Source organism: Cellulophaga algicola DSM 14237 (genome assembly GCF_000186265.1).
In the GTDB taxonomy this organism is placed as follows: Bacteria; Bacteroidota; Bacteroidia; order Flavobacteriales; family Flavobacteriaceae; genus Cellulophaga; species Cellulophaga algicola.
In genome coordinates this window covers 157859-177715 of the sequence record NC_014934.1, presented here as the reverse complement: position 1 = coordinate 177715, position 19857 = coordinate 157859, and the positions used below count along the sequence as shown (strand labels likewise).

The following is a 19857-nucleotide window of genomic DNA, read 5'->3' as shown; positions in this document are numbered from 1 at the left end:
TTTATGAATGGTTACTTGTATTACTAAATGTTTGTAAGATTTTTTCTTCGGTTTGGTTTTTAGTACTTTAAAAATAAGTAGTATAGCACTATTAATGATGGCAATGATTAAACTATTTTTTCATGAATTAGACTATAGTTTAGTGCCTACTAACCAAAAAGAAATTGGTAAACGTTCTATTATAAATAAATGCTTGTGGTTCTTCTTAATTACAAATAGTCTTGTAACTTATTCTTCTTTCATTTTAAGCAATACTGCTTTTGCATTTTCATTATTAGGATCCAATTCAATAGATTTGGTATACATTTCAATAGCTTCTGGTTTTTGATCAGCTATCAATAAAGCTTCTCCATAACTATCATATGCATTAGAACTCTCCGGAAATAATGCAATATTCACTTTAAAAACCTCTAAAGCCTTATCTAATTCCGCATTTCCTAAAAATGAATACCCTAATGCAATTAAATCATTTTCTGAACGATTGGTACTTTTTGTTTCAATAGCTAATTCCATGGCAATAGCTAAAGCTTTTTTCAATACTATGTTTTGCTGATTTTTGTCTAATGTTTCTGCATACATTTTATTAATTGCGTTGATTACGAGTGCAGGATTATCTTGAAATACTCCATGACTGCTTCCTTTAGCAATGCTATTCGTTATATTTTGGTTTTGAGCACCTAGTTCTTGGTGTAGTTCTCTCCATCGATTAGAAAGTATCTCAGGAAAACCTGGAAAGGAGTTTTCAGGAAAAATATTTAATATAGGCATGCTTTCAGGAAATTTTAAACCTCTTACATCGCGCATTATTTTATTAAAATTTGCATTCATATAATAGTCACCAGAAGGCTTAGGAATAGCACTTATGTCAATATTCATATCTCTCATGGTCAATAATTCCTCATTCCAGAAATCACTAAGTGTAACATCTATTAAAACTACAGCAGTAACTTTTTTAGGATGTTTACGTGCGTATAACAAATTGTAGAGTCCGCCATAAGAATGAGAAACCAACATAATTTTATCAGTGTAACCCAACTTAGAAAGACCAGCTTCTAGTTCTTTAATGCCATTCTCGATTCCGAAATCAGCTTCATTTTTCAGCTTCGGGTTGAGTTCACTTTTTCCAAATCCAGATCTGTCATAGCTAATAAGCGTTGCTCCCGTAGCGTCATGAATTTTTTGTAAAATAGGATCCCAAACTGTACTATCATCACCACCGCCAGCTTCAAAAAGTATTGGCGTACCTTCTCCTTTTATTATTTTAAAATGCATAGTATATTCGCCCATATCTACATGTTTATCTACACTTTGTGCACAGATATAGAACGATAAAATAAAAAATAATGAGCTGATAGCATACTGATGTTTCATTTGTATTTTAGTTTAAGGTTGATGGACTATACACGATTGATATTTATGACTATACGTGCAGAACCAACTAATTTAGAGTATTTAAACCGCATATAAAAAAAATAGTGATCTGTTTTATTATTTATTTAAAGTATTCTGGCACCAATAATTAAATTTCTTAAACTTTTAAAAGAAGTGCTAGAGGTTTTAAATAATACAAACTATGTTATTCCAAAGGCGTTCATCAGTGCTATAGGTAATTTTACTTCATTTATACTACATATGACTTTAACATTCTCTAATTTTGGCTCTCAAAATATTTATTGCTTCATGGTACAGTATAACCCCAAAGACTGGATAACGTTTATTTTCAGATTTCACAAATCGGATACTTTTAGAAAACTTATTCCTATGATGATTTTCATTGGCCTTTACACGTATGGTGTGGGGTATTTAGAATTAGAATTCTGGCAATTGTCTGATAAAAACCATTTATCAAACATCACGGTGATGCACAGTATGTTGGGATTCGTAATCTCTTTATTATTAGTGTTTAGAACTAATACGGCTTATGATCGTTGGTGGGAAGGCAGAAAATTATGGGGAGCCCTGGTCAACAATAGTAGAAATTTAGCACTTAAATTAAGTGTTATTTTAAAAAATGAGCATGATCGGTTTTATTTTAAGCGTACGATACCGAGTTATGCTTCTATTTTAGTGAAACATTTAACCGATAAAGAAACGGGCTTACAACTTTACGATGATCTAGATTTAGAAATTGATCACCATAAACACCGCCCCAACCAAGTGGCAAAAATGATATATCAAAAAATATATGATTTGTATGAACAGAAGGTTATCACGGGAGACCAACTCATTATTTTAAATAGTGAAGTACAATCCTTTACAGATATCTGTGGCGCGTGTGAGCGTATTAAAAATACCCCTATTCCGTATTCGTACAGTGCTTTTATTAAAAAGTTTATCTTTTTCTATGTGATGACCTTGCCCTTTGGTTATGTATTTAGTCTAGGGTATTATGCTATTCCGGTTGTTATATTTGTATTTTACGTATTGGCGAGTTTAGAATTAATTGCCGAAGAAATTGAAGACCCATTTGGGTTTGACGCTAATGATTTACCCATAAAAAAAATATCAGAAAACATTAAAAAACATGTAGAAGAGGTGCTTTAGGAGGGTTTGTTTATTTAATGGGGTAGTGCGGCCAATTCAAAGTTTTTTGGTGCGCGCTCAGAGTTTATAAACTGATTTGCACTTATATATAACGTAGCAAGTAAGGTGCCATGTAGCGTTATTTTATATATAGCAATCGGAGTTTCTATAAGAGGTGTATTGGTGATACCTAGTTTTTTATACGCAACTTTTTTACCCGCTATAGTTCTTAATCTTCCTAAATACGTAGAGATGTCTAATTCAGATTTTACAGGAATAGGGTTCGATGCTTCGTACCCAAATTCTCCATAATCAGCTATGGCAGTTTCTTCTTCAGATGCGGACATTTCGTTCATCATTTTAAATAGCGGATTTTCCTCAATTACTTCCATAATATTTTTTGATTTCTTCTTTGGCTTGGAATTGAATAATTTCGAAATAATTAGGACAACAATTACAACTAGTGCGATGATTAAAATTCTTTTCATAGTCTGATGGTACAGTGTAACTAACGCTCATAACGCTAGAAATTGTGTATGAAGTTATGCAAGGGTTTTTACGTGTCACAGAATTCCTCTGATGATTTTCCTCCAGTCACTATCTATACGACCTACTAGTTCTAGACCTATCTTCTTATATACATTTTACTTTAGACCCAAGCCCAAATTAGAACTCAGATTAGGCCTATTGCTCACGTTATCTTTAATGTTATGATCTATTCTGAGTTTGGTGTTAGTGGTTTGCAAATTAATACTATAGAAAGGATTATTAAAAAACGAGTAGGAGAGGTGCATTAAAAGAAATAGAATAGCTTAATTATCTTTTAGTATTTTTATAATCTTGTTTTGAATAAAAAAGATATAATGAAAACGTATACAATCACAGATCAAAAAAAAATTGAGGAATTAGCGAAAAAAACTAAAAAAATCACCATTATTTCTACAGTCATTGTACTGACTTTGATTACTGGTTTTACCGTTTATTTATTCTCAGAAGACGGAGCGAAAATTCCTGTGATCCCCTTAATTCTAGTCGTTTTATTATTTACGGTACTTTTTTCTCTACTGATAAAACAATTGAATGATATGCTGTTCAAATTAAGTAGACATAGATTTATTAGGATTGCAGAGGAATCAATTACTATCGGGACAAGCGCAACCTTTATGGAGGAACTAAATTATGTGCAAAAGTACTTCTACAACCGCATAAACCGCTTTGGTGCGCATGATGATAAAACCTTTTATGCGCATAAAATTAAATCAATCAATCAAACAAGAAAAGGACTTCAGTTTAAAGTTTCTGGTTTAATAGGTGACGTGGTAACCATACCCAATGAAATAGATAAGCTTCATGAAATTAAGCAAGAAATTAATAAAATGATGTATGCTTCAAATAATACCTTGAAAATAAAATAGGGTTGTTTTTGAGTAATACTTGTGCTAAAATTATCGAAGTACTGGTTGAGCTAAAGATAGCGCATGAAAATCAATGGTAGGATTTTGCTATCAAAGCATCATTGTAAAGTGCAACTTTAAAGGTCTTATAATACTTTCTTTACTCCAACGGTAACTCCAAAAGAATGATTAAATAAACTCTCACCTTCTGCTCTGATGATTTTGCTCCAGCCTCTATCTATACCACCCACTACTTCTAGAAATAGCTTATTTTTTACATTATACTTCACGCCAAGGCCAAAATTAGAACTCAAGTCAGACGTGCTGCGCAAGTCATCTTTAATGTCATTACCCATTTGTGTAGCAGATATAGTATAGCTGATGCCCGGACCTATTGCAATGAAAGGTCTCAGTTTGTTTTCTTTCATTAGATAATACCGCAGTATTAAGGTGAAGCTGATATACTCAAGCTTTGTTCTAAGACCGTCTATGCCGGAGCTAAGTTTTTCTTCTTCCTCAAAATTACCACCACCTTTACCAATGTAGCCTAGTGACCCCTCTAGAGACCACCGCTCAGATAACTTATATTCTGTGATAAAACTGATAATAGGTCTTAGTAGTGTTTCTGTACTAGCCTCGGCATATTTTAGTTTGGTACTATTTAAACCGGCTCTTGCTCCCAATTCAAAGTTTTGAGCATGAAGCGAAGCGGAAATTAAGGTGAAAAGTGTTAGGAGTAGAGTTTTTTTCATTTTCTATTTTATATCTTTTAATTTATAGGAATTGTGATTTAGTAATTCCGGAATTTAAAACAATCTAATGTGATTATATCAGGAAATCATAGGATGAAACTTAAGTTTAATTATTCGACAGCTTAAAATTACGTTGTTGCTTGACTTTTAAAAAGCGACTATAAACTGTTCTATTTTTTAGGGAAGCCAACAATTAAAGTAGCCAACAAATATTAATTTTAGTTTAGTAAAGTTATGTGTTCTAAAGTTTCATTATTTTTCCTGAAGTATTAATTTTAAAATTTTCTATTTTTGGACTAGACATAATACTATCCTTAATTTCAATAGTAGTAAGCTCAATCTCATGATTAGAGAAGAGTTTAAAAGTTGTTTTCGTACCATTTGTTAAATCTATATTCATCCCACCTTCAACATCAATTTCATAAGATTCTTGCTCAATTAATAACTTAGAAATTATTTTATTGTCGTTATAAACTAAGAGATCTACCCACTCAGAATCATAGCAACCACTATTTGAAATTATTAAAATCTTATTCTCACTTAAATTTCCTAAATCATAGTAAGGTGTTTCGTCTCCACAAGAATACTCTGAGAATAGGGAGTTATTTGTAAGTTTATATCCAGATCTTTCAATTGAGTCCCAAATATCAGTGCGCTCAATTGGAGGATTTTCTTGATTTTGATTTGAACTATTAAAATCTGTTTCAATCATTAATTTTGAAGATTCCTTTTCCTTAATTAATTTTTCTTTGTTGTTCATGTTACACGACATTAAAAAAATAGGAAAGAAAACTAAAATGTAGATATAATTATTTTTCATCATTTTAATAGTTATAATAGTAAATCTCATTAAATATTTGCTAACGTTTGTATATAGTGCGTATCCCAAAGGGTATGCATTATACATTTTGTGTGTGCCCAGCATGGGCGTCTTTTAGCTACAGAAAGGTAGCTAATTCATTTAGAGGGTGCAAGTCCCTTATGGGCTTGGGTAACGCCTTGAACCATTAGTAAGCTGCAAGGTTGCTAACCGTGAGGTTAGGACTGAAGGAAGCAGGACTACAAAGCTCGGTACAGACGAACAGAAACCGTATACGAGGCATAAATGCACGGGTAAGCAACCACATCATTGTAACGCCCAAAGATTACCAAAAGTGCATATATGTAGATACGGCAGAGATTGAGTGAAACCTGCCTGCCGGCAGGCAGGGAAGATGTCAATACCTGGGGAGGTCTCTATAACCACGTGTTGGTATAGTAGAGAAGTCAGCCGAAGTCATAGTACTCATAGGAAACGAGTTGCAGTAAACTGCATAGGTCTCACAAGTGGGGAAGGACTGAACGCAGTCCTTTCAGAAATAAGAAAGGGAGCATTGATTTTCGATAATGGGTGATCGATTCCCTAGAAAATCTGTAGCCTTTTCATAAAGTACGAAATAGTTTCAATTGGTGTAAAGAGCGATTGGAAAGATGGATTGCGAACCGCCTAGTACGAGACCCGTACGCTAGGTGGTGTGAGGGGTGCACTCCGTCATTTAATGGCGGAGCCATCCACTCGATTAGGCACTTTTTTAACTAAATTAAATCCACCAAGTCTTTTTGTGTATCATCTATTTTCCCAATATAATTTTCACAATAGACAATCTCATGTTCGATAAATTCAAACAATTCTAGAGTTAATTGTTTTAAATTGTTGATGTCGATTAAATTATAAAAATCAACTAAATCTGATTTTTCAAAGTTAAGGAAACGTGATGTTGGACGAATTTGCTGGTTTGATGATGACTGTTTGTCTGTCTCAGTTAGTTTTGGACTAAATTTTGAAATCATTTTTTCCTCATTGAGTGCTTCACGTAAAAAATCATTGAGTTTCCTAGTAAAAGGTATATGAACAAATATTGCTTTATCTATTCTTTCGTTTCTTAACGGTGAATATGAACAGATCCATTCTCCTTCCTTATTTTTTCTATTTTTAAATTCAACAATTCCACTGAGGAAAAAATCTAAATATTTTTTACTGTTCGTTTCATATTCACTTGAATTAATTTCATTTCTCAAATCAATTAATAGTGGATAATAAAAATTCTTGTGATAATTATACTCATCCATTTCCTTTAAGAGTTGAAGCAAGTTCTCTACCTCACGAATTGGTGCTGATTTAGCTTGTTCGAATTTTGAAATAATCTTTTTATAAACCCGACAATTCTCTTCGTCCTTAAGTTCTGTTATGAAAAGAGCAGTAAAATACTCTTGCAGGGAGCGATGGGCGAAGGAAAATTGTCCATCATCATCAATCCAAAGTGAGATAGCTGATTTTAGATCGGTAATGAATTTATTATTATCAAAATTAAGTTCCTCTTTTCCTTAATCAATTTCAATTTGAAATTTACGTAATCACGATTAAAGGAAAATTCATTTTCGAAGTAAGATAAAAAACTAAATGATTTTAAAATCAATTCAAACTTTTCCTGATCTAATCCACATAGTTTTTCTCGAACATATCCAAGTTTTGTTTTACTGTCGTGTTCTGAAAAAAGCGCATTAATCACTCTTCGATAGAAGATATATTTTCTATCGGGAATTGATGCATCATTTTGAAATGTCAATAAATAGAGCGACAATAATAAAGGGTTTTTCAAAAAACTATGAATGTATTTGGCTTCTCCTTGCTCAATGGACTTGTAAGCTTTTTCGGCTAATTCTTTTTCAGCACCTAGCTGTTTGTATACGAAGCCTTTTATTTCTCCATTTTCAAGGCTTAACTCTTTCATTTTTAGGTTTGTAAATAAAGGTAAGTTCTCTATGTTGGAATAGGGACGTGATGTTAATAAATAAAAATTATCACTGTATTTATTAACAAAATCCATCACTTGTTTAACAAGAATTTTTTTTGTTTTCTCATCAACTTCATCAAACCCATCAAGAAATAATGTGAATTTCCCTTTTTCTAGTAACTTTTCCAGAATATCTTCATTGATTGCCAATTTATTCTGTGAAATAGTTTTTTTAATGTAGGTTTCCAATTCATCGGAATCTTCATTTAGATATCGTAATTAAATTAAAATTGGAATTTTGGATTTCTCTAGAATTGAGTTCAAAAATAGATGCTTGACCAATGTGCTTTTACCACTTCCACCGTCTCCTATTATTGTTATATAGTTGAAGGCATTAAATAATTCAGAGGTAGAAGTCGTATTTACAATTGAATTTTCGTATATTAATTTTGATGGAAAGTATACATCGTAGAGATAAACTGGCGTATTTCCTCTCAAAAGGGTTTTTATATGAGAATACTTGTCTTTTTGTTTGGTCAAATAGGTTTTGAGATCTTTACCAATAAATTGTTTGATTTTATCATATGAAGTATCATAAATTTCATCAAACAATTGTTTCGATTCATCAATAAGTGTTTTTGTTAATCCAACAACAATAGATTCAAGAATTTTTTCTTCCATAGTTTTTCATTTTTATTGTGCCTAATAATTATATTATAATGAACATATGTTCATTATATCTTTTATAAATATTATTTCGTAACGAATAAACCTTAAGCATTGCATCAAGAAAATTCTTAGTTTACAACCAACTAGTTACCGAAGGATGCAGGTACTTAATTTTCTCATTATAGCCCATGTGTGATGAACCTTAGATATAAATAAGGATTGCTGAATACGAAAATAAATTTTGTGGGGGAATTATTACGTTGCTAATATAGAACATAATGTTATTTAAAGCCTTGCGGAAAACCGCAGAAGAGATAAAAAAGTTAAAAACTTTAAAAAAATAATGTTGTAAAATAAAGAAAGTTGGGCTTATTCTAATTCATTTTTTTAGAAAGTAGAGGGGCATGTTTCAGTATTAAAAAATCAAATCTTAGATTTTATTCTACTCAAGGTTTCTTGGGATATATTAATGTAAGACGCTACTATTTTGTTGGGTAAGCGCCTTACAATATTAGGGTTTATTTTAAATAACTGTTTATACCTTTCTGAAGCATCTAGCGTCGTAAAGGAGATGAGCCTCTTTGAATTATTTACATAGGCTTTTTCCAAATAGATCGTATAAAATTCTTTCCATTTGGGAATACTATGCATCAAATGTTTAAAATCATCATGAGTAATGTACAGTAACTCACTGTTTTCTATAACCTGAATAGTTTCTTGTGCAGGTTCATTGGTGATAAAACTAACTAGTTCTGTGGCAAACTGATTTTCAAAAGCAATATAGCGGGTAATATCTTTCCCTTCATCATCTATATAATAAAGTCTTAAGCATCCTTTTTTTACGAAATAACTTACCTGACTATTTATGCCATTCGAAAGTAATATTTCATTTTTGCTTTTTTTTATTGTTTTAAAATAAGACAAGACAATTTCTAATTCTTCCTCTTCAATCTCAATATTTTTTTTTATAAAATTAGTGAGTTCAGTGTATTTAGCCATTTATTTATAATCTCTTACAAATTTACGATAATGAATAATATCCTGAATGGACAGGACTTTTAAATTATGCTCATATGCAAATTTTGTAATAGTGTCCGTGTTGGCCATTGTACCATCATCATTCATTAACTCACACAGGACAGCCTCAGGTTGTAAGCCTGCTAGTTTCATTAAATCTACACTGCCTTCCGTATGGCCTTCTCTTTCAAGAACACCGTTCCTTTTAGCTCTAAGAGGAAAAATATGACCTGGTTTTGCTAAATCGGTGCTTTTTGCATTACTAACGCTAGCAACTTGAATAGTTTTTAACCTATCCTTAGCAGAGACACCGGTAGTAACTCTTTCTTTTGCTTCTATAGAAATAGTAAACGGCGTTTGAAAACTACTGGTGTTGGTCTTTACCATATACGGGAGCTCAAGGCTGTCTGCTTTTTCATTGGTGAGACAAAGACACACGATACCACTACACCTTCTAATCATAAGTGCCATATCTGTAATGGTCATATGATGAGCAGAGAAGATTAAATCACCTTCATTTTCTCTGTTTTTATCATCAGTTAAAATAAGTCCATTTCCGTTTTTTAGATGTGTTAAAGCTTGTTCTACCTTTTCTTGACATTCACTGCCAAGCATTTTTGATGTTTTTACCGCTGTAAGTTCCATTATTATTTTTTATAATTCCAGGGGCAAAATTACTATGGTCTTTCCAGAAATTATTTGATGTAAGTCAATAAATATAATTTTTAAAAGAATAGTATAACGGCTACATTTAGGAGTCTTTTAGGCAAGGAAAAAGCTAAAGTATTGTGCGTTAGGATTGTATAAAAGAGCGTTTATAAAATATCTATTGATCTGTCTTTTTTTTAGTTTAATATCCCATAAAAAGTAGGGAGAGGTTAAGGCTAAAGGCAGAAGTTACAAAAACAGCAACATTAGTTTCTGTACCAAACACATTGTATTGTAATTATAGATAAGAATATGAATAGGGTTGAAATGATTAATCCCGCTTTAATCGTGTAATTCATGTTTATCTTTTTAATTCAGTTACTATTTTTTCTTGGTCTTTGTTCCAAATCGTGTAGGTAAATTTTTTTTTTATTATGAAAAAACGTTTCATCTTCCACTATTGTTGCACTTGATAATAGATAAAAAACAATACTGAAAAGTTGTAGTATATTCTTAATAAATGAAGTTAATAAGGATGGGTTTTCGCCATAATCATCCATCACTCTCATTCCAAATATATATTTTCCAAAAGTTCTACCTGTCAATGATTCTAATATAGGGTTTATAAGGAATAGGGCTAAAAATGCTAGCAAGAATGGAGACGGACTTTTTTCGAATAAAATTCTATTAATCAGGTAAAATAGGCTTAGATAAGTGCCTTAGTCAATTACTTTAGCAGATAGTCTTAACCAAAACTCATCTAAGTTGGGATTTAAAGGGAATTCATATTCAAAATTTTCTCCTCGACGTGTTATGGTTTTATACGTTTTACAATCAGAAATTCTTTTTGTCTTTTTCTTTTGTAATTCTATTTTGATGATAAATTCAGCTAAAAAATGTAGTACAAAATAGGCAAGCAGTACGACTCCAAAGGCTATTGCTTCAAATGTAAAATTGTTCATCATTACTACACAAGTTTAAATATAGGAAAGATAGGGCAGGAGCTAAGCGCTATCTTTTTGGTTTATAATAGAACCAAATTGTCCAGCTAGGTACTGATTTAGAAAAAGATACCGCCTTACAAGATGGCTATGGATGTGATTATTTTACTGCTCTATTCTTTCAATTTTCTCTACGAAATTTTCTCCATTCCACTTTAAAAATAGTTCATTACTAATTTTACGGTTTTCAAACTCTTTCTCCATCCAAGTATAAAGCGATACCTGTATTGTTAGTTCATCAATAAAACTATAATGCACTACAGCATGATATGAATCCGGTAACTTGTCTTCTTTGCTTACAAAATCATTTGCAGTGTACTTATGAAGTAAGTTACTTTTTTGCAAGGTTTCACTCTCTTCGTCATAGTTCCATGAACTTAAACTGGTATTCGCCCCATTTTCTACCTCGGCAAATAATACACCATCTAAACTATCTTTATGCTTAAAAAAACGTAGGGTAACCCGGTCCCCATTATGAATGTGGTTTATGACTAGCTTTGTATTAGTTGCTTCCATAAGTTTCCAATACGCCGATTCCCCCTTTTTAAGTAATTCTTCTTTTTCGGAAGATTCTAAACCTTCGGTAGTTTCATCAAAAATGGATAAAGGACTCCAACGAAAAAGAGATTTTATGTCTTTATAACTATTATTTTGAGAATCACTTTTAGCGCTTTCTATTATTTTTTCATTTGCCCTTTTGGTTTGACTATAACCTGTTGCTGAAAAGATGCCAATTAGGACTAAAAAGATTAATTTTCTCATTGTGGTTATTTTTTACTTGCTCGCAATGTTTATTTTCAGAAACCTAAGATCGTACATAGGTATTATTGTTTCTGTAACTTACTTGACTTAGATGTTGTGTTTAAAAAATGTACGTCACAGCTGAAATTTTGATACTTGGAATTAAGGTAATACCTGTTTTGTTTTTAACTCAGGTTTTTGTTATACCTAGTTATTTTTTATTCCATAGTGCAGCTACGATTTCCTCTATAGTTGGTTCATACCATTCTCCATCTTTATTTTTTTGTCGGTTAAATATCCCGTAGCTGTATTTTTTAAAATTTAATTTTAGAAACTGATGATAATAAGCACACAGTTCCCATTCAAATCCATTTCTTGTAATAAAATCTAATTTCAAATATTCAGGAATTTCAATTAGTACTATACGCTTTATAATTTCAGTTAATTCGGGTAGGGTGATATCAGAAACTACATTAGGTTCTGATAAAGCTATTTTAAAGGATTCTCTGTGTTCTCCATCACCTTCCCAATATTCCCAAATCATATAATCGTGTTCCTCAATATTTTTACCAGTTAATTCTGATAGATAGGTAACCACTTTTTGGTATTCTATATTTCCTTCGTCTCCATTTTTAGCTACAAATACCGTGTAATCGGTTATACTTTTTAAAACACTTGGAAATATTGTTTCAGCTTTATGTATGTCGGGTTCAATTTCTGTTCTTAATTTCATACTATTTCTCGGTTTTGTATAGCAACAATGACCTGAGGGTTAACCACTAATTGGTGTATCTGTTATAGGGTTGTGCACCATTATAATTTACAATCATTATTGATTTTTAAATAGTTTATAGCCTTTAAATCACCAAGTTCAGCAGCTAGTTTTACATCGTTACAAAATCCATCTACATCTCCTTTTTCTTTTTTTGCATCTGCACGACTTCTTATCGCATTATAATATTTCGGGAATAAGTTTATTGCTTTTGAATAACTTTCAATAGCCAAATCATATTCTTTTTGTGAAAAATAAGTATAACCAAGGTTTTGATAGGCTAGATAATTTTTAGAATCGCTGTTAATTGCGGCTTTATAATATTCAATAGCTTTATCCAATTTATTTTGTTCACCATAGACTTTTCCTAAATTCGTTAAGGGTAGCGTCCAATTAGGTTTTAACTCTAAAGCTTTTTTAAAATCAATCTCTGCTTTTGCATACTCTTTAATTTTAAAATACATCATTCCCCTGTCAACATAACCCCATTCAAGTTCAGGTTTTAGTTCTAGAACTTTATTAAAATCTAAAATAGCTTTATCAAATTCTCCTAAACGATCATAAGCAGCGCCGCGGTAATAATAAATCGCGTATTCATTAGGGTATAGCTTTGCACTTTTGTTAAAATCTTTAAGAGCTGATTTATAATCGTGAATTTCAGTATACAACCTCGCCCTGTTATAATAGTATTTAACATTGGTTGAGTCATTTTTTATAGCTAAGGACTCCATCTTAATTTTTGACCTTACCGAGGAATAATTTGAAGTATCTATTGCTATTCCTGTAATATCAGGTATTTGGCAGAACGTAAGAATTGGAATTAGATAAAAGAGGATATAAATTGTTTTCATAGGTTTTTTAATAGTTGATAATGCTAAATATAAGAAACCTAAGGCAGTAAATAATTACTAGCTTTCTGTTAGTTACCTACATCTTAATGTCTATTGTCACACAAAATATAGATGGGTAATTCTTTAGTAGCTATAAAATTAATTGAGGGGCACCCAAAAGATTTAAAGGTAAAGCCAAATACAACTGGTGGTTTGTTTTTAAATAGCCTTCCCACATATTGCAGGTTTTCCTCAAAATCATACTTTTCTCCTTTTATTTGCAGTGGCGCTTTACTGCTCGATTCTCCTTCTGAGATATCAACTTCAAAAGATTCTTTTGTTGCTGTATTTTTGATGCTTAGATCATTCCATGTATAACTTCTTGTGCTTCTCATAAAGAAGCGTGTATTTTCATAATTGAAGACATATGCAGAGATAGTATCAGTGTTCCAGTTTTCTGGTATCAATCCGGCTTTGGCGTTAAGCGCTATATTTGCTGAATTCATTTTTTCAAAAATAATTGGTTGTAATCCTTTTGCTATAAAAGGATTTTCTTTTCCGATCATAGCAAAGCCTCCATACGCTGTTTTGCCTAAATTAAAACCTATCTGATAATCCCATTGGTCATAATCTTCCGTTTTATATGCTTCGTTTACTTGTGAGTAGATACTAATGCAAGCCATAATAGGTGTGTTCCCCACCAAATGTTTTTTAACGATTCCCGACTTCAAATCATAAATAAAAATGCTATCCTTATCAGAGTAATTCATTCTTTTAAGAAACTCCCTACGCTGTTTATCCTTAAAATGGATCGTATCTTTTCGTAAATCTTTACGCTCTATAAAGTTTTTAGGCATATAGAAGCTTTCGGAGACGTTTACAAAGGCTTGTCTAATATCTTTTTCCTTGGAAGGTTGAAGAATTGAGCTATAATACGCCTCTGCATAGTACAGCTTTGTTTTAGAATAATAAGGTGCTGTATCGGATAGGAAATAATCAAATACAAAAACGGTATCGTTCTTTTGTTTTACGGCAACCCAAGTTCCTTCGACCTCTACATAGTTATCGGTTATTTTTTGCCTGACACCTGTTTCATAGAGGTATTCAACTTTTTCTCTCCAAGCAAATTTCCCTAGAATAGTTCCATTAGGTTCACTTCTATAATTCAAGCCTGATTCCGCAATTACAAATTTGAACTTTTTTGAATTTTGTGGTATCGTTGTTGTCTGTTTAGTTGAAAACTCTTGGGGATTTTCATGCTTCCAACTTAAAAATAGAATTGCGATGGCTATTAAGAGTACTTTGTACATATGTTACACTCGAGTTTAGAGATTTGGTTTAGTTGTTATTAGGATTACAGTATTACTTACTAGCTCATAACTTGTGTTTGTTGCCGTGTTTTTTTTCTTCATTAGAAGAAAATAAATAGGAAAATACATTAAATTCCGCAGTATTAAAGTTGAAACTGCTCACTTTTTTAATGCCCATTTTTTCATGAGCCCGCAATGAAGATACATTATCACTCTTAATAAATAGAATTCCTTCCCGATTTGGCACTTGATATAAAAGCTCGTTAAACATGAGTTGCGCTAATCCTTTTCCACGATGTGCCTCGCTAACGCAAACGGGACCATAAATGTAGGAGTCCGCTTTTAGACCGGCGTACGAGGTAAACATGGCTTCTACAATGGGAACCTGCCTTTTTTTATGAACAGCCTGTGCTGTTGTGAGAAGAAAACCTACCATTATGTCATTTACATACGCTACAATCTGAGGCATATCTGTCATCATTTCTTTAATTTGATTGCGACTCAATTCGGCAGACAAGGTTCCCCCTTGAGAGATTTGATTTTGAGATTGGAGCTTTAGAATTCCGTCTAAGTCCATCGAGTTTGCTACTTTAATTTGAATGTTTTGGGCCATAGAATTACAATTTTGTTGCAATTAGAGTCTATTTTATAGCAAAACTAAGAGTTTTGTTTCGGTTGAAGTCTATACCGTATTCGTTTAATTAAGAGTAATTAGAGCGCAAGAAATGTTATGGTTTTCCTTAGTTTACCCGTGATGTTAAAGGGGCTAATATTGTAGCTTACAATACCCTTTATAAGCTGTAGTTTACACAATCATTCCAGATTTTTTAAGGTGTACTCTTTCTACATATCCAGCAAAATAGAAAGGAATATTATCTTCTTTTCCGTTTTCAAGTCTTCCTTTTACTTTTTCAAAGGCTAGAATTGAAACCTCAAACTCCGGTTGACCTGTAACAAGGATAGGCTGATTTAAATGGTCATACCAAAAATATCGACCACCAAAATTCTTACGAGCAACTTCAAAAACATAAGCGCCAACAGAATTAATCAAACTTTGCTTTTGTTTTTCATCCATTTCGTCATAAAAATCAATGGCTTCTTCTAAAAGGTTGTCTACTTGTTCCAGACTTTTTACGGAATAATCTAGTCCGGCAAACCTGTTAGAGTTTTGGGATACACATAAATTTGCGGACGTTATCATATCTCGCTTGTACTCATCTAGTTGTTCTGAATGCTGGCTTGTAGCTGCTTTCTCAATTTTTTTGCTCTTTTTAAATCTATCAAATAGTGCCATTCTATTTTTTTAATTGTTTCTGTTTTAGGATGCCCAAGTTTCTATCACTTCATCTATAGTCCATAGACCATTATCAGTCTTCTTAATAAAAATTCTAAATCCAACCGTATTAGAAAATTCTAATCCAAAGCTTCCATTCAAAACACCATAAGTTTTAGTTGTATCAAAAAGAATTCGATTAAACCCTAACAATCCACTAGTATGAAAATTATATTGAGTTCTCCAAAACTCACGTCCATTTGGGAATTCTGATTGATACTTAAATTTTAGATTTTCATGGTTAGTTTTTAATTGCTTTAAATCTATTGTATAGCCATGATTAAGTGCAATAGCTTTTGAAGGTAAAACTATATTTTGATGTTTAAAATGTTTTTTTAATTCTTGCACGTCTCCCTCTTCAAATTGGGCTATAGTGTCATAAATAATTAAATAAGTTGGACTAGCATCTAAATGTAAAGAATCTTTTTTCTTGACCCAAGCATTATTTCTATTCTGGTTTTCATCTGACTTCTCCCAAAGATCGTACGCCTTTCTATGATTGCTTTTTACGTCATAGCCCCTTTTTTCAAGAAAATCAGGTGGTGGTGGAGGGGGAGGAACCTTTCTTATATCAACATAAATAGCATCTATAATTTCAGGGAATATTTCATAAAAAACGGCTTGCTCAAATTCAGTTTCAGAAATTGCTTTTTCGGATTTACAATTCCAAAAAAGTGTAGTCATAATCAAAAGAATACTTGCTGTTCTTAGTGCTTTTTTCATATGGGATAGTGTGGGTTCAAAGAATCTGTTTTATAATCTATGAGTATAGAATAATAGTTTCAGGAATTAAAAAATAATTTGTTTTTTTCTGCTTTATATTATTTACTCTTCCTGTGCTTATAAGTATTATAATCAATTTTTTCAGATTTAGAATAAACTGCTATTATCCATTTTCCAAACTTACTTAATTCAAAATTTACTTCATCTCCAATCTCAGTATTGTAAAAACTATTTCCAGAAACATCTAAACTTGAAAAATAAGGGTTTTCTTCAAACTCAATACAATCAGAACTATTAGGTAATTCAAAATCTTCATATCCCTCTGTTTTTTTAGAAATAATTAGAGTAATTGTTATTTTTCTCTGTAGTTCAAGGTCTTTTCGAATAGGATTAAAAAAAAATATGTTTATGGCTTTTTTTAGTTGATATATTGTTGAGATGCTTGGGATAAGTAAAATTAAATATTTATAATATCCCAATTCTTTAAATTGAAAATTAAAAAATATTAAAATTAGTACATGAAATATTACTCCAAACAATGAACTATTTGCTTCTTTAGAATAGGCGCCAGAAACCTTTTGAGCATCTTCTTCAGACATATCGCTTTCAAAAATTTTCATATTTTTTATTTTGCTATTATAAATTCGCTTAAATAAAATCTTGACTGAAACTCCATTTGCAAATAACTCACAACCTTAAATATGTAGCAAGTATAGCAGAAAATTAGCAATTATTCTGTTATAAATTACCTTTGTTAATTTCGTGTCGAATGAAACTTTATTCTTCTCGTTTTCTTATAACTACGAGATATTTTTGATCATCTAAAGTTGATAAGGGTTTTAAAGTGTTAATGTTAATTGTTGTTTTTTCAAAAGGTTTAAGAGGGGGTATAACATTATAGCCCATTTCTATATTTTCTTCCCCATTTTTTTTATAAACATATATAATTGATTCTAGAGAAGTAATCTGACCAAAATTTTCTACAGCTACATTTAATCTATTATGTAATGAATCTATAACAGGTTTGCGTGCAGAAAGAGCAGCTTCTAAATAACTTACACCAGGCAATCTTGAATAGCCAAAAAGAAGATTCCCTTGATTATCTTTACCTAGTAATTTTGCTGCAAAATTATCATCGGTAATACCGTTTCCTTCCCCTGTAAATGTTATTAAAGCATCATCACCTTCTCTTTCAATTTTTTCCGCTTTGCATCCCATACCAAAGTCTACTTTTTCTGGCGCTCCGAACCTTAATGATTGCATATCTATATCAGTATTAGGATCAAACCCTTCTTCTTTCTTTATTAAAACAGCGATTTTTGTTGTTTTACTGTTAATTGTTTTTTTATCGATAATTGAAATTAGTTTCCCCACAGTTAGAGGTATCACAATTTGCTTAGAACTGTGATTGTCATTTGAACGGTCCTGTTTTTTTAAAGTATCTATCACAGCAAAGTGGGCTTGAGTGGCTCTACCAAACTTATCTTGTAATACTTTTATGCGCTCATATTTAAACCAATCTTCCCTAATCCCATTATCATAATTAGAAAAACCGGTTAAATACGCTTCTCCAGCATCTGTTTTCCAATTGATGCCGTCTTTAGAGCGCATATGCCAAGCAATACGTCCCAACCAGTCATTTACAATAAGATGATATTGAACATTTGTTTTCCAAATTAACGGATCTTCAAAATGACCTTTGACTGGTGGATACACACTTGAATCCGTCAATTGATTCCATGTTGAAATACCATCCTTACTGGCCCAAATACCTCCACCACGACAAACCATTAAAAAAGAACCATCCTCGCGTTTAACAAAAGTAAGATTAGAAAGTTTTTCTATTATTTTACGATCTCGTTGGTTAAAATCAAATTTAGCATAGGTCCAAGGGCCATTTATAGTATCAGATACATAATATCCGCCATTAACAGCAATTACATAGTTACCATTATTTGTTATATACCATTCTGGATTATGCCCTTTACCAATTTCTTGAACAACCTTATAGGGGCCAAATGAATTTTCTGATATAGCATGTACTACAATAGAGTTAGGCCATTCCATATGGCCTTTATCCGAATTTTCAGCCCACCTACACACCAATAGATGATATTTTCCATCATCCAATAAACGTGCATTTCCTCCCCAGTAAGACCATTCATTGTCTTCTATACCGTTGTTTATATCACGAGGAATCACGGCTCCTGAACCCCAAGTATTTTTTGTCATCCCCTTAAGGTTAGGCATAGGAAGAAACCGATCCATAAAACGTCCGCCGTAAACAAGATTTTCCCAGCCTTCTGGTCGTTCTTTTTTAATAAATTGAGCCTCTGAAACAGAAATTGATAGTAGAAATACTATCAAATAAATCAATTTTGTTTTGTTCATATTTTAAATGGAGGTATTTAGGTTGACATTTGCTTACACGGCTTAGCTAAAGCTTATGCTCTGCCAGCCGGCGAGGCAGGTTTAGTATTAGTTTTTCTTAATCAAAGCTAAATCTACAAGATTTAGCGACACCATAAATATACGCAGACCATTCCGTTTTAGCCCCTAAAGTCTGTATTACGAATAGGTTTTGTGCCTGTTGCACAAGTTAGCAATTAATTGACATAGCGTTAAAGTAAATTATTGATTGCTTTCTTAACTTTAAGGATGCAAGGCAAAAAAACATATCAAGAAAAGCTTTTTAATAGTTTTCAATTAAGTGATAGAGTTCCTGAGAGTAATTTTTATCGTCAATTGAAAGGAGTACTTAATTTGGATTTTCTTTATAAACAGACAAAAGAGTATTATGGAGAAAGTGGTCAAAAGAGTATAGACCTTGTGGTCTTCTTCAAATTGTGTTTGGTTGGCTATTTAGAGAAGATTATTAGTGACCGTAAGCTTATAGCCCATTGTTCAATGCGGTTAGATATTTTATTGGTTATGGCTCGGAAGCTAAATTACTTGAGTCAGTTAATTGTAGACACAGCTAGACATGTCATCACCGATATTCGGGCGTATCATGCTGATGGAAAAGACAATCAACAATTACCAGATATAGTAGAACGTTTACATAAGCGTTTGTGGAAACAGGGAATATTTCATAAAAAACGGCTTGCTCAAATTCGGTTTCAGAAATTGCTTTTTCGGATTTACAATCCCAAAAAAGTGAAGTCATAATCAAAAGAATGCTTGCTGTTCTTAGTGCTTTTTTCATATGGGATAGTGAGGGTTCAAAGAATCTGTTTTATAATGTGTGAGCCTAGAATAGCATTGTCTTAGATTAGAGAAGAATTTACTTATTTTCACCTCAGTTCTTTGTTGTGCATAGTGTTTTTCACCTTCATTCTTCATTTATCGGATTTTAGAACGAGGCTTTTTC

Annotated in this window: 22 protein-coding genes and 1 pseudogene; 3 read left to right on the top strand and 20 right to left on the bottom strand. The window is 32.1% G+C overall.

Features of this window, described 5'->3' with window-relative positions; all coding sequences use genetic code 11:
• Window positions 1-228 precede the first annotated feature (228 nt).
• On the bottom strand, window positions 229-1371 hold the full coding sequence (locus CELAL_RS00850) for an alpha/beta fold hydrolase (RefSeq protein ID WP_013549017.1): 1143 nt from the start codon (window positions 1369-1371) through the stop codon (window positions 229-231).
• Between the two features lie 309 nt (window positions 1372-1680).
• On the opposite strand from CELAL_RS00850, the gene CELAL_RS00845 reads away from it, so the two are divergent.
• Complete coding sequence (locus tag CELAL_RS00845) at window positions 1681-2544, top strand: bestrophin family protein (RefSeq protein WP_041557873.1); 864 nt, start codon at window positions 1681-1683, stop codon at window positions 2542-2544.
• A 14-nt stretch (window positions 2545-2558) separates the two neighbouring features.
• Here CELAL_RS00845 and CELAL_RS00840 read toward each other — a convergent pair whose 3' ends face one another.
• Complete coding sequence (locus CELAL_RS00840) at window positions 2559-3011, bottom strand: hypothetical protein (protein ID WP_041557386.1); 453 nt, start codon at window positions 3009-3011, stop codon at window positions 2559-2561.
• 375 nt (window positions 3012-3386) lie between these two features.
• Between CELAL_RS00840 and CELAL_RS00835 the strand changes: the two genes are divergently transcribed.
• On the top strand, window positions 3387-3938 hold the full coding sequence (locus CELAL_RS00835; RefSeq protein ID WP_013549014.1) for a hypothetical protein: 552 nt from the start codon (window positions 3387-3389) through the stop codon (window positions 3936-3938).
• A gap of 125 nt (window positions 3939-4063) precedes the next feature.
• Here CELAL_RS00835 and CELAL_RS00830 read toward each other — a convergent pair whose 3' ends face one another.
• The 18 genes from CELAL_RS00830 to CELAL_RS00745 all read right to left on the bottom strand — a co-directional run bounded on the left by CELAL_RS00830 (window position 4064) and on the right by CELAL_RS00745 (window position 18878).
• Window positions 4064-4669, bottom strand: a complete 606-nt coding sequence (locus CELAL_RS00830) for a porin family protein (protein ID WP_013549013.1) — start codon at window positions 4667-4669, stop codon at window positions 4064-4066.
• Between the two features lie 241 nt (window positions 4670-4910).
• Window positions 4911-5429 (bottom strand): hypothetical protein, encoded by a 519-nt coding sequence (locus tag CELAL_RS00825; protein ID WP_245529670.1) that lies wholly within the window; start codon window positions 5427-5429, stop codon window positions 4911-4913.
• Between the two features lie 815 nt (window positions 5430-6244).
• On the bottom strand, window positions 6245-6778 hold the full coding sequence (locus CELAL_RS00820; protein ID WP_013549011.1) for a hypothetical protein: 534 nt from the start codon (window positions 6776-6778) through the stop codon (window positions 6245-6247).
• Window positions 6779-6984: 206 nt separating this feature from the next.
• Window positions 6985-7692, bottom strand: coding sequence for an NACHT domain-containing protein (locus CELAL_RS00815; RefSeq protein ID WP_041557383.1), 708 nt, complete (start codon window positions 7690-7692; stop codon window positions 6985-6987).
• Between the two features lie 30 nt (window positions 7693-7722).
• Window positions 7723-8124 carry a hypothetical protein gene (locus CELAL_RS00810; protein WP_041557381.1) on the bottom strand — a complete coding sequence of 134 codons (402 nt, stop codon included), beginning with the start codon at window positions 8122-8124 and terminating at the stop codon, window positions 7723-7725.
• A 411-nt stretch (window positions 8125-8535) separates the two neighbouring features.
• A complete protein-coding gene (locus CELAL_RS00805) occupies window positions 8536-9111 on the bottom strand; it encodes a Crp/Fnr family transcriptional regulator (protein WP_013549010.1) in 576 nt (191 codons plus the stop codon).
• Complete coding sequence (ribB, locus tag CELAL_RS00800; protein ID WP_013549009.1) at window positions 9112-9774, bottom strand: 3,4-dihydroxy-2-butanone-4-phosphate synthase; 663 nt, start codon at window positions 9772-9774, stop codon at window positions 9112-9114.
• Between the two features lie 377 nt (window positions 9775-10151).
• Window positions 10152-10430: an RDD family protein gene (locus CELAL_RS22815; RefSeq protein ID WP_041557379.1), complete on the bottom strand. Its 279-nt coding sequence runs from the start codon at window positions 10428-10430 to the stop codon at window positions 10152-10154.
• Window positions 10431-10496: 66 nt separating this feature from the next.
• Window positions 10497-10742, bottom strand: a complete 246-nt coding sequence (locus tag CELAL_RS00790; RefSeq protein ID WP_013549008.1) for a hypothetical protein — start codon at window positions 10740-10742, stop codon at window positions 10497-10499.
• A 141-nt stretch (window positions 10743-10883) separates the two neighbouring features.
• Window positions 10884-11540, bottom strand: coding sequence for a hypothetical protein (locus CELAL_RS00785; protein ID WP_013549007.1), 657 nt, complete (start codon window positions 11538-11540; stop codon window positions 10884-10886).
• Between the two features lie 190 nt (window positions 11541-11730).
• On the bottom strand, window positions 11731-12252 hold the full coding sequence (locus tag CELAL_RS00780; protein WP_013549006.1) for a hypothetical protein: 522 nt from the start codon (window positions 12250-12252) through the stop codon (window positions 11731-11733).
• An 80-nt stretch (window positions 12253-12332) separates the two neighbouring features.
• The gene (locus CELAL_RS00775; protein ID WP_013549005.1) at window positions 12333-13142 is read right to left on the bottom strand and encodes a tetratricopeptide repeat protein; all 810 of its coding nucleotides are present in this window, start codon (window positions 13140-13142) and stop codon (window positions 12333-12335) included.
• Window positions 13143-13225: 83 nt separating this feature from the next.
• Window positions 13226-14431: a hypothetical protein gene (locus CELAL_RS00770; RefSeq protein WP_013549004.1), complete on the bottom strand. Its 1206-nt coding sequence runs from the start codon at window positions 14429-14431 to the stop codon at window positions 13226-13228.
• 64 nt (window positions 14432-14495) lie between these two features.
• A complete protein-coding gene (locus tag CELAL_RS00765) occupies window positions 14496-15044 on the bottom strand; it encodes a GNAT family N-acetyltransferase (RefSeq protein ID WP_013549003.1) in 549 nt (182 codons plus the stop codon).
• Between the two features lie 192 nt (window positions 15045-15236).
• On the bottom strand, window positions 15237-15725 hold the full coding sequence (locus CELAL_RS00760) for a hypothetical protein (protein ID WP_013549002.1): 489 nt from the start codon (window positions 15723-15725) through the stop codon (window positions 15237-15239).
• Between the two features lie 24 nt (window positions 15726-15749).
• Window positions 15750-16487, bottom strand: coding sequence for a hypothetical protein (locus CELAL_RS00755; protein WP_013549001.1), 738 nt, complete (start codon window positions 16485-16487; stop codon window positions 15750-15752).
• A 98-nt stretch (window positions 16488-16585) separates the two neighbouring features.
• Window positions 16586-17107, bottom strand: coding sequence for a hypothetical protein (locus CELAL_RS00750; protein ID WP_013549000.1), 522 nt, complete (start codon window positions 17105-17107; stop codon window positions 16586-16588).
• A 157-nt stretch (window positions 17108-17264) separates the two neighbouring features.
• The gene (locus tag CELAL_RS00745; RefSeq protein ID WP_013548999.1) at window positions 17265-18878 is read right to left on the bottom strand and encodes a glycoside hydrolase family protein; all 1614 of its coding nucleotides are present in this window, start codon (window positions 18876-18878) and stop codon (window positions 17265-17267) included.
• 267 nt (window positions 18879-19145) lie between these two features.
• On the opposite strand from CELAL_RS00745, the pseudogene CELAL_RS00740 reads away from it, so the two are divergent.
• Window positions 19146-19571 (top strand): annotated as a pseudogene (locus CELAL_RS00740) (transposase); the annotation flags it as partial.
• Window positions 19572-19857: the final 286 nt, after the last annotated feature.

Excerpts from the sequence above, each read along its gene's own strand:
- CELAL_RS00850 (WP_013549017.1), bottom strand. The coding sequence starts at position 1,371 with ATGAAACATCAGTATGCTATCAGCTCATTATTTTTTATTTTATCGTTC.
- CELAL_RS00845 (WP_041557873.1), top strand. The coding sequence starts at position 1,681 with ATGGTACAGTATAACCCCAAAGACTGGATAACGTTTATTTTCAGATTT.
- CELAL_RS00840 (WP_041557386.1), bottom strand. The coding sequence starts at position 3,011 with ATGAAAAGAATTTTAATCATCGCACTAGTTGTAATTGTTGTCCTAATT.
- CELAL_RS00835 (WP_013549014.1), top strand. The coding sequence starts at position 3,387 with ATGAAAACGTATACAATCACAGATCAAAAAAAAATTGAGGAATTAGCG.
- CELAL_RS00830 (WP_013549013.1), bottom strand. The coding sequence starts at position 4,669 with ATGAAAAAAACTCTACTCCTAACACTTTTCACCTTAATTTCCGCTTCG.
- CELAL_RS00825 (WP_245529670.1), bottom strand. The coding sequence starts at position 5,429 with ATGAACAACAAAGAAAAATTAATTAAGGAAAAGGAATCTTCAAAATTA.
- CELAL_RS00820 (WP_013549011.1), bottom strand. The coding sequence starts at position 6,778 with ATGGATGAGTATAATTATCACAAGAATTTTTATTATCCACTATTAATT.
- CELAL_RS00810 (WP_041557381.1), bottom strand. The coding sequence starts at position 8,124 with ATGGAAGAAAAAATTCTTGAATCTATTGTTGTTGGATTAACAAAAACA.
- CELAL_RS00805 (WP_013549010.1), bottom strand. The coding sequence starts at position 9,111 with ATGGCTAAATACACTGAACTCACTAATTTTATAAAAAAAAATATTGAG.
- ribB (WP_013549009.1), bottom strand. The coding sequence starts at position 9,774 with ATGGAACTTACAGCGGTAAAAACATCAAAAATGCTTGGCAGTGAATGT.
- CELAL_RS00790 (WP_013549008.1), bottom strand. The coding sequence starts at position 10,742 with ATGATGAACAATTTTACATTTGAAGCAATAGCCTTTGGAGTCGTACTG.
- CELAL_RS00785 (WP_013549007.1), bottom strand. The coding sequence starts at position 11,540 with ATGAGAAAATTAATCTTTTTAGTCCTAATTGGCATCTTTTCAGCAACA.
- CELAL_RS00780 (WP_013549006.1), bottom strand. The coding sequence starts at position 12,252 with ATGAAATTAAGAACAGAAATTGAACCCGACATACATAAAGCTGAAACA.
- CELAL_RS00775 (WP_013549005.1), bottom strand. The coding sequence starts at position 13,142 with ATGAAAACAATTTATATCCTCTTTTATCTAATTCCAATTCTTACGTTC.
- CELAL_RS00770 (WP_013549004.1), bottom strand. The coding sequence starts at position 14,431 with ATGTACAAAGTACTCTTAATAGCCATCGCAATTCTATTTTTAAGTTGG.
- CELAL_RS00765 (WP_013549003.1), bottom strand. The coding sequence starts at position 15,044 with ATGGCCCAAAACATTCAAATTAAAGTAGCAAACTCGATGGACTTAGAC.
- CELAL_RS00760 (WP_013549002.1), bottom strand. The coding sequence starts at position 15,725 with ATGGCACTATTTGATAGATTTAAAAAGAGCAAAAAAATTGAGAAAGCA.
- CELAL_RS00755 (WP_013549001.1), bottom strand. The coding sequence starts at position 16,487 with ATGAAAAAAGCACTAAGAACAGCAAGTATTCTTTTGATTATGACTACA.
- CELAL_RS00750 (WP_013549000.1), bottom strand. The coding sequence starts at position 17,107 with ATGAAAATTTTTGAAAGCGATATGTCTGAAGAAGATGCTCAAAAGGTT.
- CELAL_RS00745 (WP_013548999.1), bottom strand. The coding sequence starts at position 18,878 with ATGAACAAAACAAAATTGATTTATTTGATAGTATTTCTACTATCAATT.